Source organism: Aquimarina hainanensis (assembly GCF_042684685.1).
Taxonomy (GTDB): Bacteria; Bacteroidota; Bacteroidia; order Flavobacteriales; family Flavobacteriaceae; genus Aquimarina; species Aquimarina hainanensis.
In genome coordinates this window covers 247448-264009 of record NZ_JBHULX010000017.1, presented here as the reverse complement: position 1 = coordinate 264009, position 16562 = coordinate 247448, and the positions used below count along the sequence as shown (strand labels likewise).

General features: G+C 34.8%; 10 protein-coding genes. 3 read left to right on the top strand and 7 right to left on the bottom strand.

Annotated elements, in window-relative coordinates:
- The 6 genes from ACFSTE_RS10735 to ACFSTE_RS10710 all read right to left on the bottom strand — a co-directional run.
- The coding region (locus ACFSTE_RS10735) for a lectin-like domain-containing protein (protein WP_378298135.1) at nt 1–5729 on the bottom strand (5729 nt) is incomplete at its 3' end.
- A gap of 343 nt (nt 5730–6072) precedes the next feature.
- On the bottom strand, nt 6073–6513 hold the full coding sequence (locus ACFSTE_RS10730) for a hypothetical protein (RefSeq protein ID WP_378256380.1): 441 nt from the start codon (nt 6511–6513) through the stop codon (nt 6073–6075).
- Nucleotides 6514–6667: 154 nt separating this feature from the next.
- A complete protein-coding gene (locus ACFSTE_RS10725) occupies nt 6668–7621 on the bottom strand; it encodes an AAA family ATPase (RefSeq protein ID WP_176029284.1) in 954 nt (317 codons plus the stop codon).
- A 6-nt stretch (nt 7622–7627) separates the two neighbouring features.
- Nucleotides 7628–9049, bottom strand: coding sequence for a peptidylprolyl isomerase (locus ACFSTE_RS10720; RefSeq protein ID WP_378256382.1), 1422 nt, complete (start codon nt 9047–9049; stop codon nt 7628–7630).
- The gene (locus ACFSTE_RS10715; RefSeq protein ID WP_378256384.1) at nt 9033–9881 is read right to left on the bottom strand and encodes a peptidyl-prolyl cis-trans isomerase; all 849 of its coding nucleotides are present in this window, start codon (nt 9879–9881) and stop codon (nt 9033–9035) included. The genes ACFSTE_RS10720 and ACFSTE_RS10715 overlap by 17 nt, the downstream gene beginning before the upstream one ends.
- A 1-nt stretch (nt 9882) precedes the next feature.
- Complete coding sequence (locus ACFSTE_RS10710) at nt 9883–11829, bottom strand: peptidylprolyl isomerase (RefSeq protein WP_378256386.1); 1947 nt, start codon at nt 11827–11829, stop codon at nt 9883–9885.
- A 265-nt stretch (nt 11830–12094) separates the two neighbouring features.
- Here ACFSTE_RS10710 and ACFSTE_RS10705 point away from each other — a divergent pair, with 265 nt between their 5' ends.
- The 3 genes from ACFSTE_RS10705 to ACFSTE_RS10695 all read left to right on the top strand — a co-directional run bounded on the left by ACFSTE_RS10705 (nt 12095) and on the right by ACFSTE_RS10695 (nt 14894).
- Nucleotides 12095–12340, top strand: coding sequence for a hypothetical protein (locus ACFSTE_RS10705; protein WP_176029280.1), 246 nt, complete (start codon nt 12095–12097; stop codon nt 12338–12340).
- A 298-nt stretch (nt 12341–12638) separates the two neighbouring features.
- Nucleotides 12639–13145: an OmpH family outer membrane protein gene (locus ACFSTE_RS10700; RefSeq protein ID WP_176029279.1), complete on the top strand. Its 507-nt coding sequence runs from the start codon at nt 12639–12641 to the stop codon at nt 13143–13145.
- A gap of 897 nt (nt 13146–14042) precedes the next feature.
- Nucleotides 14043–14894, top strand: a complete 852-nt coding sequence (locus ACFSTE_RS10695) for a helix-turn-helix domain-containing protein (RefSeq protein ID WP_176029278.1) — start codon at nt 14043–14045, stop codon at nt 14892–14894.
- 77 nt (nt 14895–14971) lie between these two features.
- On the opposite strand, the gene guaB is transcribed toward ACFSTE_RS10695, so the two are convergent.
- Nucleotides 14972–16444, bottom strand: a complete 1473-nt coding sequence (gene guaB, locus ACFSTE_RS10690) for an IMP dehydrogenase (RefSeq protein WP_176029277.1) — start codon at nt 16442–16444, stop codon at nt 14972–14974.
- Nucleotides 16445–16562 lie beyond the last annotated feature (118 nt).

Genomic DNA, 16562 nt, shown 5'->3' with positions numbered 1-16562 from the left:
TCCTCATCACAGTCTAATGCATTCCAGGCTGCACTTGGTGTCGCATCCTGATTCGCTGCTACTAAACTACATCCGTCAGTTGGGTCGGTACCATCTGTAATCTCTTGTCCGTTGGTAACTCCATCCTCATCACAGTCTAATGCATTCCAGGCTGCACTTGGTGTCGCATCCTGATTCGCTGCTACTAAACTACATCCATCAGTTGGGTCAGTACCATCTGTAATCTCTTGTCCGTTGGTAACTCCATCCTCATCACAGTCTAATGCATTCCAGGCTGCACTTGGTGTCGCATCCTGATTCGCTGCTACTAAACTACATCCGTCAGTTGGGTCGGTACCATCTGTAATCTCCTGTCCGTTGGTAACTCCATCCTCATCACAGTCTAATGCATTCCAGGCTGCACTAACATTAGCGATAACCTGATCTGAAGTATTATAATCACATCCATCAAAAGGATCTGTCTGGTTAGGTCCTGTTGTATTATCATTATCCTGATCAACCTCCAATCCATTAGTTACTCCATCTTCATCACAATCTGCCGCTGCCCATATTGCATATCCGACATCTGTGAAATTTGGTATTACTGTTGCTGCGCAAGGTTCACAAACAATCTTTATGGAATCATCAGTAACAGATGGTACAGTACCTGTTGTATACGATGCTGCCGCAACACTTCCATCCGGATTGATCTTACCGGAACCATCGCCTTCTACAGCTGTATCAGCATCTCCATATTCTCCTCCATCACCATTATCCGCATTTGCATCTCCATAAGCTTCATTAGCATCATTACACCCATCATTATCAGAATCAGGATCTAAATAATCCGGTAATCCATCTCCATCTTCATTATCATTTGCAGCCGTACCATTACCGTCTGTATCTTCTTCGCTGGTATAAATCCCATCATTATCATCATCTACATCTAAATAGTTTGGTATTCCATCTCCATCTGTATCATCATCTGTATTATCTCCATTACCATTTAAATCCTCATCTGTATTCAACACACCATCACAATCCAGATCAAAAGCAGGGCACGCATCTGGACATGCAGCTCCATCATTAGAACCAGAAGCAGCTCCTGTTAATAACAATGTAGCTGAAGGGCTAGCACTTTCATAATCGTTAATTCTATAGAAACCTCCTGTCCCATTTCTGAATACGTATAAGTTATTTTGAGCATCCCCGAAAGTTGCCCCATATCCTCCAGAGCTTGCTCCTAATCCTGATACGGTTTTACTGGTTACTACAATTGGGTCTGTTGTTAAATCTGCTACTCTTAATCGATTATCTTTTACTCCATATGCTATATCATTGATAATAATAAAATCAGCTACATCAAAATTTGCTCCCGTCGTATTAATTTGATCATAGGTATTAGTCGCAATATCTACTTTTCTAAAAAAACCAGAACCAGACTGCTTAATCCACATAGCTCCACTACTATCAAAATCGGCAGCATTGACATTGGACCCCATAGGGTTACTTGTAGCATTATCTATTAAATCACCTAAATCAGCTATATTTCCATTTCCATCTATTTTTAATAAATGCCTGGTCGTATTATCCACTCCATATACAAATCCATCAACTGGATTATATCCTATAGAATTATAAGCATTTACCCAAGGACTTCCTACATCTGAATACAAACCTGTAGCCGGGTCCATAATTCTGAACTGATCCGTCACTACTTGATAAAAACCTGGAGTACATCCAAAAGAAGTTAACGCATCTCTATAATCTACATCTTCGACAGCCACATCATTGTCTGAATCAGGAAAGTTATCTGCCTGACTATTATCAAAACTTCCATTAACGTCCGTATAATCATCGCCGTTATCTATTGCATCATCCAAACCATTAGCTCCGACATTACCAGATAGCGTAAGTCCCGCTTCTGCAGTATCATTTCCTCCTTCATTATCTGAATCCAGATCTATGTAATCAGGCGTATCTAAATTATCTGTATTCACCGGAGTCAAACCTTCATTTCCTGTACCTTCATAAGCATCGTCCAATCCATCATTATCGCTATCATTCCCCGATGGAGGAATATATCCGTTCGTCGTCTGTGCTTCTATATTATCCGGAATACCATCTCCGTCACTATCTAAATCCATATGATCAGGAATCCCATCATTATCTAAATCATTATCTGATAAACATATATTATCAAAAATAACATCTCTTCCTTCTCCTGGAAAGCCTTCTATTGCATCCCATGTTAATCCTAACTTATAAGTTCCAGTTGCTTCATTATGAATAAATGTACTTATGTAAGTACTTTGAGTATCCGTTATCACTATCCCGGAAGCAATTCCTGTAGTTCCTCCTGTAGTAAATTCATTAATTTCCGAAATTAAATTCCCTGAATTATCCATAATAACCCATTTGAAATTCACTACCTCAAACTGAACAGCACTCAGAAAATGAGCATCAAACTTAAATGTATATGCTTTACCATTTTCTAATGTAAAAAGATCTGTATTTTCTGTAATTACCTTATTTATTGGATACAAATCCCCATCATTATCTACATTATACTGAACTGTTCCTCCTGTATAATTGATTCCTCCTGTGTCTCCTGAAGCAAAACTACTTGTCCATTTATCACTCCCATTAGAGAAATCTCCATTTGCTATCAAGTTAGTGTCACATAATGCCTCTACTGTATCAAGAATCCCATCATTATCATCATCCAAATCTACGGCATCAGGAATTCCATCATTATCATTATCACTATCTGTCGCATCTCTATAATCTACATCTTCAATAGCAACATCACTATCTTCATCGGGAAAGTTATCTGTTTGTGTATTATCAAAACTACCGTTGACATCGGTATAATCATCTCCATTATCTATTGCATTATCTAATCCATTAGCTCCAACGCTACCTGATAATGTAAGACCTGCTTCAATTGTATCATTCCCTCCTTCATTATCTGAATCTAAATCTAAGTAATCCGGCTGATCTGTTCCATCTGTATTTACAGGGGTTAACCCTTCATTTCCTGTTCCTTCGTAAGCATCATCCAATCCATCATTATCGCTATCATTTCCTGAAGGAGGAATATACCCGTTAGTGGTCTGTGCTTCTATATTATCTGGAATTCCATCTCCGTCACTGTCTAGATCTTTGTGATTAGATATTCCATCATTATCTGAATCTTCTACTAAAGGTAAATCATTACAAAAATTATCGAACCTGATTTTATGTTCATTCACAACACTTCCGGTTGAGGCTGTAAAACCAAAATGAACCATATTGCTTCCGCCAAAATGATTTGACACAACATCACCTGTATAACTACCGGCTGTTATACCATCAACTTTATATACTAATGTTTTAGTCGTAAAATCCCAACTCACTTCTACAGGGTGCCATGCGCCATCCTCAAGTTGCCCCAAAGAAACCGCTCCTGATAAATGAATACTTTGATCATCTGAATCCCATATCATTCCATGGTCATCTACAATATCGCCTGTACTCCCTCCATTATTAAATGTATCTAATTCTAATACAATTCCATTTTGAATTCCTAAGGCACCTATACCATTTCCATCACTTCCTGATGCTGATGTGCCTGCTGGATCATCATGAAAAACTATTGCAATACCATCTGCTCCTGAATTTAAAAAATCAGATTCGTTATTATTCGTTCCTAAATATGCTTCAAAAAGTATTGTAAAATTACTTTCAAAATCAATTTTGCTCACTGACATTACTTGTCCTGATTGATTTAAGCTATTTGGAGTCAATTGCATTTCTTTTGCTCCTAATTTATTAGCATCCCCGACAATATTAAAAAGACCATCAACTTCTGTTGAGGCATTTATGCCGATTTCTTCACAATCCAAAATCCCATCATTATCATCGTCCAGGTCTACAAAATCAGGAATCCCATCATTATCATTATCACTATTTGTCGCATCTCTATAATCTACATCTTCAATAGCTACATCACTATCTTCATCCGGGAAATTATCTGCTTGGGTATTATCAAAGTTACCATTGACATCAATATAATCATCTCCATTATCATAACTATTATCTAGCCCATTAGCTCCCTGATTACCTGATAGTGTAAGACCTGCTTCTGCAGTATCATTACCTCCTTCATTATCTGAATCCATATCCAGGTAGTCCGGATTATCCGTTCCATCAGTATTTACTGGGGTTACCCCTCCTAAATAAGCTGAATTTACTCCATTATTAGTCGTATATGTTGCTGCACTATCTGTATTCGGTGCTATATATCCGTTTGTTGCTTGTCCTTCTATATTATCTGGAATCCCATCATTATCAGAATCTAAATCTTCTGGATCAAAAATCCCATCTCCATCTGAATCTGTACATGTTACTAACCTAAATGATCTCCATGCAATTCCTGAAGAAAGTCCTGTTAAATCTAATACTTCTACTTTTGTTACATCATGAAGATCCATGGGAATTTCAAAAGGATTTCCTCCTGCATTTCCATTAGGTACTGCCACTGATGATAACGTACCAATCAAGACATCTGAACTGTTATAAAAATTAATTGTACCAATTGTATTTATTGCCTGAGGATCTCCTAATAGACTTCCTGCATTATTATAAATTCGCAATGTCTGCAACCTAGAAGAAGGATAGGTATACGTAACATCAGAATAGCCTCCTGAAGGCGCTGCATCTGCAATATAAGTTCCTAAATTACCATCTATAGTGTTTATTAAAGCTCCAGGAGTATCACTTCCGTTATTAGGATTATTAAAATCATCATCGGTACTACTAACTCCCGTTGGGATAACTTCTACAGATAGACATTCAACACTATCTAAAATCCCATCATTATCATTATCTAAATCCACATCATCTGTCACTCCATCTCCATCGGTATCTGTCGTAGTTGGTCCTGATCCCCCTGATAATCCTGCCGCAATTCCTTTAGCTTCTGCACAATTCGCCGCAACAGCATCTGTAAGTCCTGCCGGCCACATACTACATGTAGCCTGTGTAGCATTGGGACCACAAAGTGTAGCTCCTCCCTCACTTAGACTGGTTATTGTATTCATAGCAATCCAGTTGACACTGGTAGAATTCGTCAGTGTTGATCCTGACCCACCACTTACCTGAGCTTTATCTATAAAATAGGCTTCACAACTCCCATCTCCTATATACACAACACTTGGATAGGTTTCTGCCTGCTGTGTAAATGTCGAACACACTTCTACTACAGAACAATTATTCATTTCTATAGTCGCACTATGTCCTGGGTTTAAATTTCCAAAGAATGTAGGGTCGTTTTGAGTCAATGATCCATTTATAGAGAAAAAAGATCCGACACCTAATCGTAAGACTGAGGTGACTGCTGTTCCAAAAATCCCAATTTCTGATGAACCTACGTAAGTAATACCGGCCCCATCATTGACTACAACAGTTCCCTGAATTGTCAGAACACCATTTCCTTGTAATTCAAAACCGGATTCTATGTGTAATTCTCCACCAGATTGAATTGTAAGATTTGCATTACCTATATCTAAATCCTGGCTAAGACAATATACTTCTCCTGAAGCAATTGTATTAGTTGGGCTACTTGCATAATCAATTGCTCCCGCAGGGCATTGCGCATACATCGTTTCTGAAACAAATACACTAAAAAGAACTCCTATTATAAAAAAAGGAACTCTCTGTAGTGTATCGAATACTTTCGTTAAACCGGTTAAGTAATGATTATTCATATTCAATCTGGCTTTAAATTTACTTTTATAGACTCAGGACATATTTAATAAAAAACAATACGTTGTTTTAAAGCGAACAACTTCACTTCAAAACAATCATTTATAAATCAACTTTATATAAAAGTATTTATAACCTTCAGGAATCATCACTTAATTTCGACTAAACAATTCAATTTGTTCGACGAAATGCAGTTTAATATCGATGAAGTGTGATTTTATGTTAAAAAATTAACAAAATAGAATAAAACCTATGTAATAAGTTTTTCTTCTAAAATGTATTCTATAAAAAAAGGCAGCACTGTTAGCGCTACCCTTCTTATGTACAGTATTTTTTAGTGAACGATCACATTCTACCTTTCTTTTTTCTCATTGCTTTTATCCTTTCGAGAGTTTCTAATTGTTTTGCATCTAGCGTAGCTTCAAATTTTTCCCTTTCTTTTTCCATTCGCTCTTTATTTTTCTTCTTCAATTGCTTTTGTTCGTTTGATAATGTAGGTCTCAGTGCTTTTCTTTTTCCTACTCTGGATAAATCTTCATTAGTAACAATAGCGCGTTGCTCTTCTGTAAATGTTTCTCTAAAAGCTTCTCTATGTTGTTTTTTTAACTCTTTATGATATTTCAACTGTTCTTTTTGATGATCTGAAAGGCTCTCGAAAAAACTGTTTCTCAATTCCCTTCTTTTTTCATGATCCTGCGCATGAATTTGTGCAGATACAGTACTGATCAACATGATCATAACTATTGACAAAATCTTTTTCATTTCTTTTTTCATTTCTTTTTTCATTTTTTTGATTCTATTGATAATGATTACAATTACTCCTCATTATATGTTTACTTTATTTATTAATTCATGAACGTTCTCTTTTATGACATCATAAAACAAAAAAGGTTTAAACAACCGTTTAAACCTTTTTAAAATTTTCTAGCAAAAAAACTCTTTATAAAATCTTTTTTATAATATCTTCTATACCTACGCCTTCTGCTTCTGCTTTATAATTTTTTATCATTCTATGTCGTAAAATACCTAAGGCTACTGCTTGTATATCTTCTATATCCGGAGAATACTTCCCATGGATTACCGCATGTGTTTTTGCGGCCAGAACTAAATTCTGAGAAGCTCTTGGTCCGGCTCCCCAATCTACATAGTTTTTAATAATATCCGGAACGTTTTCTCCATTAGGTCTTGTTTTTCCTACTAATCCCACTGCATACTCTACCACATTATCAGCTATAGGTATTTTCCTAATTAGTTGCTGTATATTAACGATCTCTTCTGCTGTAAACAAAGGGTTAATTTCTTTAACAGAAACCCCCGTTGTGCTTTTTACCACTTCTACTTCTTCTTCAAAAGTAGGATATGACAATTCAATAGCAAACATAAATCTATCTAACTGTGCTTCTGGCAATGGATACGTTCCTTCCTGCTCAATAGGGTTCTGAGTTGCCAATACAAAATAAGGAAGGTCTAATTTATAATGATGTCCTGCTACAGTTACTGATCTTTCCTGCATCGCTTCCAGCAATGCTGCTTGTGTCTTAGGTGGTGTTCTGTTTATTTCATCTGCCAGAATAATATTAGAAAAAACAGGTCCTTTAATGAACTTAAATTGTCTGGTCTCATCTAATATTTCACTCCCCAGGATATCACTAGGCATCAGATCAGGGGTAAATTGTATTCTTTTGAAATCCAGCCCTAATGCCTGAGAAATGGTATTCACCATTAAGGTTTTGGCTAGTCCCGGTACACCGATCAACAGTGCATGCCCTCCTGAAAATACGGAGATAAGAATTTGGTCAATTACTTTTTCCTGACCAATAATTATTTTAGATATTTCTTTTTTTAGCTCGGTATACTTATTTACCAGTTGCTCTACAGCTGCAACGTCTGACATACTATTTTATTTTTTTAACCAATTTCCACTGTACTCGCAATTTTCGTATTCTCCACTGACTTTTATATAGGTATCCCTTATTTTTTCATCTTGCCATTTTCTAATAGCATTAATTTGTTTTTTACGAAGTGCTAATTCCTGAATTTTCAAATAATCCTTTGAATAATCAGCAATATGTTCATCAAAACGATTTAATACCGTAATGAGTTTAAACTTCTTTCTTCCCTGTCTATCCTGATCAGGAATGATTAAAGACACTTCATTTTCTTTTAACTTCGATACTTGATCATACAATATAGGATCTATTTTGGTAAGTTCAAAGTGTGTATCTCCTGTTGTTGGGTTTATTAGCTTTCCTCCGTTTTGCTTCGTTTCTTTTTCATCACTAAATTTTCTGGCCGCGTCTTCAAAAGAAATCGATCCTGATATGATACTTGTACGAATCGAATCGATTAGTTTTTTTGCTTTTTCTACATTTTCTCTTTCTATTTCCGGAACTAATAAAATGTGTCTTACATCTATTTCTTCTCCTCGTATTTTATCCACCTTCAATAAGTGATACCCAAATTCAGTTTCAAAGGGCTCGCTTACTTCTCCTTCCTGAGAACTAAATGCTACATCTTTGAATTCTTTTGCGAATGGCGTTTTTCTATTTAATGTATATTTCCCTCCGGTAGATTTTGATCCCGGATCCTGTGAATATAATACCGCTTTCGTCGCAAAACTACTTCCGTTTTCTACGATTTCTGTTCTGAATTGCTGTAATCTGTTAATTACTTTTTGTTTTGCTTCTTCCGATACTTTTGGCTCGATCACGATTTGAGCCAATTCTAACTCCGTACCAAATAAAGGTCTTTCATCTTTTGGAATATCATCAAAGAATTCTCTTACTTCTTCTGGTGTAATTTCTACCTCATCCGTAATCTTAGAACGCATCTGATTTGATAACTTACTGGATTTATGAACTTCGTACAATTCCTTTTTTAATGCGTCTACATCTTCCTTTTTATAGAAGCTAAGCACTTTTTCCATGGTTCCTAATTCCTGAACCATATATGCCATTTGCTGTTCTACAATAGAGTTTATTTCTCCTTCTGACACTTCCAGACTATCCTGAACTGCATGGTGAGCATATAATTTATTTTCGAACAAACTCCCTGCCAACTGACATTTATCTACTTCGTCGGTAGAAACGCCTTCACTTACTATTTGCTGATACGCTACATCGATATCACTATCCAGAATTACATAACTTCCGATTACTGCTGCAACTCCATCTATTTTTGTTTTTTGGAAAGGAACTTCTTTTTTTACAGAATCAACTTGTGCAACTACTGCTTCTTCTATGATCTCTTGAGCAATTGCAGCATATCCCATTATAAAAAATACAATGGTATTAATTGTTATCTCCCTAATTGTAAACTTCAAATTGTTTGTTTTTAATCGCATCTTTTGTAATGTCCTTTTCTAAATTCTTTATCAGCTCTAGTTTTCTCTTATTTAATATAATCTGGCGTATTGTTGGTTTTATATATTCTAAAGGGGCTTGTACTCCCTTATCCAACAACTTATCTATTTTCACCATATATATCCCCAGAGAATCACTCAACTGAATATACTTCCCTTCTTTTAAAATATTCTTTTTTTCTTCTTGTCTCAAAATAGGAATTTGATGTAATACATCTTCAAATTCCAACCAAAGACTATCATTAAAAGAATACCCTATAAATTCCAACTTTCTATTTATAAGGTCTTCTTCATCTTCTTCTTTAAAACGATCAAATTGTTTCTTCGTTGCAACAATATCATTATAATCAGTAGGCAAATGTAAGTAACGTATCTTTACCAGCTCCCTATTCAGATTAAAATTTTCAATATTTTGCTCATAATAAGCGTTCATTTCTTCATCAGATACTTTGGTATCAATCGATTTGCTAATCAATGCATCTTTATAGGCATTAATATACAAGGTATTTCTATAATCTTCTACCAGCCTATCCAGATCCCTCATTTCCAAATCACTGAGATTCACCTTTGCCTGATCTATCAATAACTGTTTTGTCGCCCATCCATTTATATATGTATTAATAATGTTGGCACTATCTTCTTTTGACACTCCATTCATTATCAATTCCTTAACATCTTCTTTATAGAGATAGGTATCATTTACTCTAGCCATTGTTCCTTTTACGCCATCATCATTCCATTTTCCACAGGAAATAAAAAGCTGTATCCAAATAAAAACTGCAATATACCTCATTCTATATAGAAAATTCTTTTTTCACTTTATTTAAGATTTTCTCATCCACTTTCACCCGATATTTCTTTCTGAGGCTATCCAGCCAAATATTCTCCAGATGTTGCTGATAATCATTGATTACCTTTCCTTTGACTGTTTCAAACTCCTTGATAGTTTCCTGTTGTATTTCTTTGACAAAAAAGAGTGTTTGATATTCTTTTTCTTCTGTAAATGTAGATGTATTCTTTTCTGCTAAAAATCGTTCCGGAAAACTATCCACTCCTTTTTCCAAAAATTCTTCTGAAAAGATTACCTGTACTCCTTTTTTATTAACAATACTTCTGATTTTATCGATACTCATTCCTTTAGACAACAACTTAGCGGTTTTAGCCAATGTTTTCTTATTGACAGAAGAAGCTTTTATTACTGTATAGGTTTCCCCTTTTTTATAGTCATTTTTATGTTCCTGATAATATTTTTTTACTCCTTCCATGTCTTCTTTTGCCCTGTCCCAGATTGTAGTTTCCATAATATCAAAAAGTAATAATCCCTCTCTGTATTCTAATAATACATTTGCAAATTCCTGATTATCTCTTTCTAAGTTATTCTTATAATATGCCAGTAATTCCTGAGACTCAAAATCATCATAGGATCTGTCTATAAATTTAGAAAGGTCTTTGAAATACTTCGCCTTATATTGTTTTTCGAACAGGAAGCTTGCAAAATCCTTATATGCATATTCTTTATCTTTAATTTTAAAAAGTACTTTTTGAAATGCTTCTGTTTTAGGGTAACTGTTCTTGTCACTTTCCGTTATAGAAGTTGCTATTTTCTTAAAATATAGTATTGCCTCTTCATTTTTTTCTACTCCGTACTTTTTCTTCAGAGATGTTAAAAATTTATCTGTAATTAACTGCGCTCGTGTATCTCTTTTTATCCGTTCTGTCAACTGTGATTTTTCTTCTTCATAGGTTCCTACAGCTTCCTTATTAAGCAATTTCAGAATATGAAGTCCGTATTGCGTTTTTATAGGTTGAGATAACTCTCCTACTTCTTTTAGGGTAAATGCTGCATTTTCAAATGCCTCAGAGTTCAACACTCCTTTTTCAAAAGGTTTTAATTCTCCTCCATAAGGTGCTGACTGTTTATCATCGCTATATTGTTTAGCGACAACGTCAAAAGCCACCCCATCTTCCAGTTGCTGTTTGATTTCTTTTATTTTATGTGCGGCTATAGAGGCTGTTTGTTTCTCATCAATTTTTGCCAAAATATGTGCTACTGTAACTTTCCCTTCATAAGGTTGCTGACCGGTAACCTTTACAATATGATATCCGAACTGTGTTCTGAATGGAGCTGATATTTCTCCTATTTTTGTTTGATAGGAAGCATTCTCAAAAGGATATACCATTCTAAAAACAGAGTACCATCCTAAATCTCCTTTGTTCTTTGTAACAGACGGGTCTTCACTATACGTTTCTGCAATGCTCTCGAAACTTTCTCCTTTTACAATTTTGTTTCTGGCTTCTGTTATCTTTTTAAATGCTTTTAATGTATCCTCTGGAGAGGCATCTCTTCGCAATTGGATAAGAATATGACTTGCTCTGATTCTTTTTTTCATTCTCTCGTAAGCCTCTCTTACCATTTCATCTGATGCCTTGACATCTGTCAGATAATTAGATGACAGTTCCCTTGCATAGCCGTCTAATTCCGTTTGATAGGTTTCTTTCTTATCCAATCCCAGAAATTTTGCTTCCTGCAACTTTAATTTATAATCTATAAAAAGTTTTAAATACTCATCAACATCTTTCTGGGAAGCATCTTTAACCAGATCAATGTTTTTCAGGTATACTCTTTTAAACTCAGATTCATAGATTGGGGATTCGCCTAACATCAATAGCACTTCATCTTTTTCCTGTGCTGTTATTGAAGAAAAAACAACCATTCCTAAAAAAAACAATACTCTTTTCATAGTTTCTTCTGATAAAGTCCGAGACCGGACAAAAATAATAATATTAACATCTTTTACAAGCCTTTATGATAACGAAACGAATGGCACTTGTAGTATTATTTTATGTACTTTTATACAAAAGCAGTTTTCAATTCTCCTCCCAACCTTACATTCGTTATATTTTCTTTGCATTAAGGAGAAAATAATTTTCCATTTTTCTTTAATATAAACTCTTTTTAGGACATCTTTGCTTTTATTGACGCGACCAACGTAAGGAATAATGACAATGAACAGAAAATTAAAATTAATTTGGGATTTTCGAGGTCCTGCAGCCAGCAAAACAGCGACCCATCACGTAATTCATCTCAAAGAATATATTGCCCTCGAAAAACTCGGGATTATTGATACAGGAGCAGAAGACCTAACCGAAATGCATAGTATTGCTTATATGGTCATAGACGAATCGATCATGAAACCTATAAGAGATGCATTGAAGCCTCACCGAGGTCAAGTGTACTCTGAAAAAAAATAAAAAATACGCAATCAAGCATTAACAGTAATCCGAATCATTAAAGCAGTAAAACACGACCAAACAAAACCTTTACTCAGAATATTTTTAGACTATTAGGCTTCCTGCCTAGCTATTAATTTTTACCAAATCAGTAAACCTGTTCAGTGTAAGTACACAAGATATTATTCGGCATAGATATTACCTCTGGTACACTCCTGAACATTTAAATCTCTATTATTGAGTAAAAAAAATACAATTAACTGTAACTATATCAGAAGAGCGTATATATTTGCATTAGATAACACTTAAAAAATTATAAATGAAAAAAGTAGTACTTTCCATACTTTTTATGGCAGTAAGCCTTACTATGGTGGCTCAATCAAAAGTAGGAACAATAGACAGTGAGTTTATCCTTTCTAAAATGCCTGAATTAACAAAAGTACAGGAAGATATTAAAGCGTATAACGGAAAGTTAGAAGCTGAATTAAAAACAAAATTAGATTCATACCAAGCACTTGTTAAGGATTACCAGGCTAAAGAAGCTACTATGACGGATGCTTTGAAAAAAACAAAGCAGGAAGAAATTATTAAGCTGGAAGGAGATATCAATAAGTTTAGACAAAACGGTGCTCAACTGGCTCAATTGGAACAAAACAAATTATTACAGCCTTTATATCAAAAAATTGGAAAAGCATTAGAAGAAGTTGCTAAGGCAGGAGGATATTCTCAGGTTTTAACGATTTCTAACAGTGGATTGGCGTATATAGATCCTACATTTGATCTTACAAAAACTGTAATGACAAAGCTTGGAATCAAAGCTGAATAAGAAATTAGCACTTAATTTATATAAAAGACATATCGAATAGATATGTCTTTTTTTTATAATAAAAATTACTATCCTCAGCCCTGTTTTTGTTTTGCAGTACTACTCAGCAACTCAAAAAATCTTTCAACATCACTTAAATCATCTAATTTTCGCTTGTAACTAAAAGCATAAAGAAATTCAGTGTTAATAATCTCTGAAATTATGCAATCAATCTAGGAATCAATCATAAGAAATGGTATTTTGCTATTAGATTTCGTGTCTCACTTTTAACAATAGTTAATTGTTATAACGGCTTACAGTTGGCAATTTTTATAACAGGTACTATATCCAGATAATCATTTTTCGACAGAAGCACGCACGAGAACTCTTTTAAAACCTATCATGAATCGTTTTTTATCAATAATACTACTTTTTGTATTCTTATATCACAGTACCAGTGAGCTGAGAATTTTGATTCATTTTTATGCCAACCAGGATTTTATTGAAAAAAACATGTGCATCAACAGGTTCAAAGCCTCCCCTGTTTGTAAAGGGAGTTGTTTTTTAAAAGCACAGCTTTCAAAAAACAAACAAAAGAGTTCACATAAGGATTTTCCTAAAATTGAAAAACAAAAAATAGTATTATTTATACATACATCATCTCCTAACAAAAAAACAATTCTTTCATTAAAAAGAGAAAATCATCTCAGTCATTTTATCCCTCTACTTTATACCTCTGAGCATTTATTTTCTATTTTTCATCCTCCAAAAACAGCTCATTTATATTCATAAGACATATTTAATTCACACAATTGACATGAGCCCCTTATAAGCTCAAAAGTTTTTTTTGGACTTATACCTTATGTCTTCTAAATGATCATATGCAATATGCGAACTAATAAGTTAATGGTTTGCACAATGGAGTATTTTGAAAAGAACACCAATGGGTTTTGGCTAGATACCTTAGAGGGACTATTAGAGCGTTTCCCTGAATTAGAACTACCTCACAAGCAAGATTTCTATACATTGTTATTTATAGATTCTGCTAAGGGGGAGATTATAATTGACAAAGTTAAAATAGATACAGATCAAGCTAAACTCATTATCATTAAACCCGATTGTGTAAGTAGTATTACATTAGACAAATATGCAAAAGGAAGTATTATTAATTTTACTAGTGATTTTTTTGATTTGAGATACAACACCAATTTATTATATCAATTTTCATTTCTCAAAAAATGGGAAAAACCGTTTGTTAGACTAACCGAAAAACAAGTTTACAAATGGAACTCCCTATTATTACTTGTAAAAAAAGAATATCAAAACTGTTCTAAAGGATTCAGAAATGTATTATGTTCTTATCTGAATATTTTACTTTTCGAATTCGAAAGAGCCTACAACCCAGTAAGAACTATTGAACAGAATCATAGTAGAGAAAGCAAAATCATTTATTTCAAACAACTAATAGATAAGCATTACAAGAGTAAAAAAACACCTTCTCAATATGCGAATCTATTACATGTAAGTGCCAATCACTTAAATAAGGTATGCAAAAAAGAAACTGGAAAAACGGCAGGTTCTTTGATAAGACAGCGAATTTTACTGGAATCTCAGCGATTATTACAATACACTAATTTAACTGTCAATGAAATCGCTTTAGAAATGGGGTTCGATACTCCCTCTTACTTTATTACATTTTTCAAAAAACAATACGGATGCACTCCTGAGGTTTTTAGAAAAAGACAAAATGATTTGTTTTACTTTGTTTAAATGTAATTCAAAAAACAAAAAAATCGCGAAGTGTTTAGCTTCGCGATTTTTAATAATTGTATTTTAGCAAGTCCCTATTATCTGCTATAATTAGGTGCTTCTTTAGTAATTGTCACATCATGTGGATGGCTTTCATGAATTCCACTAGCTGTAATTTTCACAAAACGACCATTGTTCTGTAGTGCCTCAATATCTTTTGCCCCACAATATCCCATTCCTGCTCTAAGTCCACCTATAAATTGATGAATACTTTCTAGCAAATCTCCTTTATAAGCTACTCTTCCTACAATTCCTTCTGGAACCAGCTTTTTTATATCATCTTCCACATCCTGAAAATAACGGTCTTTAGAACCTTTATTCATGGCTTCCACCGATCCCATTCCACGGTATGTCTTAAACTTTCTTCCTTCATAGATAATCGTTTCTCCCGGAGATTCTGTAGTACCTGCCAAAAGAGATCCTAACATAACACAATCAGCTCCTGCAGCAATCGCTTTTGGGATATCTCCTGTATATCGAATTCCTCCATCAGCAATTACCGGAACTCCTGATCCTTTTATAGCTGCTGCTACTTCCAGTACAGCTGAGAATTGCGGCACCCCCACTCCTGCTACAACTCTGGTAGTACATATTGATCCTGGACCAATTCCCACTTTTACTGCATCAGCTCCTGCATCTACCAAATATTTTGCTGCCTCTGCTGTGGCAATGTTTCCAACGATAACTTCTAATTCAGGAAATTTAGCTTTTACTTCTTTGAGTACAGAAACAACTCCTTTAGTATGTCCATGTGCCGTATCAATAACTACTGCATCTACTCCTGCTTTTACCAAAGCTTCTGCTCTCTCCACAGCATCTCCGGTAACTCCAATAGCGGCAGCTACACGAAGACGTCCTAGCTTATCCTTATTCGCGATAGGTTTTAATGTAAGCTTTGTAATATCTCTGAAAGTGATTAATCCTACCAGCGTATTATCATCATTAACTACTGGCAATTTCTCGATTTTATTATCTTGTAAGATCACTTCTGCTTCCTGTAACGAAGTTCCTTCCGCTGCTGTTACCAGATTCTCACTCGTCATGACCTCTGCAATAGGGCGCTGATTATTTTTCTCAAATCGCAAATCTCTATTGGTCACAATTCCTAATAACTTACCTGCTTCATCTACAATAGGAATTCCTCCAATACTATGCTCCCGCATATTATTTTTTGCATCTTCTACCTTTGCAGTCAGGGGTAATGTGACTGGATCTATAATCATCCCGCTTTCTGCTCGCTTTACCTTGCGAACTTTAGTCGCTTGCTCAGCAATTGTCATATTTTTATGCAACACACCTATTCCTCCTTCTTGTGCCATCGCAATTGCCATACGGCTTTCTGTTACCGTATCCATAGCAGCAGAAATAACAGGAATATTCATCGTTATATTTCTGGTGAATTTTGTTTGGATATTTACTTCTCTAGGAAGAACTTCTGAAAAGGCTGGAACTAATAATACATCATCGTATGTTAATCCCTCTCCAAGGATTTTTGAATCGTGTGCAGTCATGGCAATTAAGATTTAATTGCGTGCAAATATATGTCTTTTTTAATCGAATACCTGACAGATAGCTTTTTTTTTGATAAAAGATGAATTGCATCTACTTAGAGCACCAAAAAGATATATT

Bases quoted from the DNA above. Each gene is read 5' to 3' on its own strand.
- ACFSTE_RS10715 (WP_378256384.1), bottom strand. From the start codon at position 9,881: ATGAGGTATATTGCAGTTTTTATTTGGATACAGCTTTTTATTTCCTGT.
- guaB (WP_176029277.1), bottom strand. From the start codon at position 16,444: ATGACTGCACACGATTCAAAAATCCTTGGAGAGGGATTAACATACGAT.
- ACFSTE_RS10730 (WP_378256380.1), bottom strand. From the start codon at position 6,513: ATGAAAAAAGAAATGAAAAAAGAAATGAAAAAGATTTTGTCAATAGTT.
- ACFSTE_RS10705 (WP_176029280.1), top strand. From the start codon at position 12,095: ATGAACAGAAAATTAAAATTAATTTGGGATTTTCGAGGTCCTGCAGCC.
- ACFSTE_RS10700 (WP_176029279.1), top strand. From the start codon at position 12,639: ATGAAAAAAGTAGTACTTTCCATACTTTTTATGGCAGTAAGCCTTACT.
- ACFSTE_RS10710 (WP_378256386.1), bottom strand. From the start codon at position 11,829: ATGAAAAGAGTATTGTTTTTTTTAGGAATGGTTGTTTTTTCTTCAATA.
- ACFSTE_RS10695 (WP_176029278.1), top strand. From the start codon at position 14,043: ATGGAGTATTTTGAAAAGAACACCAATGGGTTTTGGCTAGATACCTTA.
- ACFSTE_RS10725 (WP_176029284.1), bottom strand. From the start codon at position 7,621: ATGTCAGACGTTGCAGCTGTAGAGCAACTGGTAAATAAGTATACCGAG.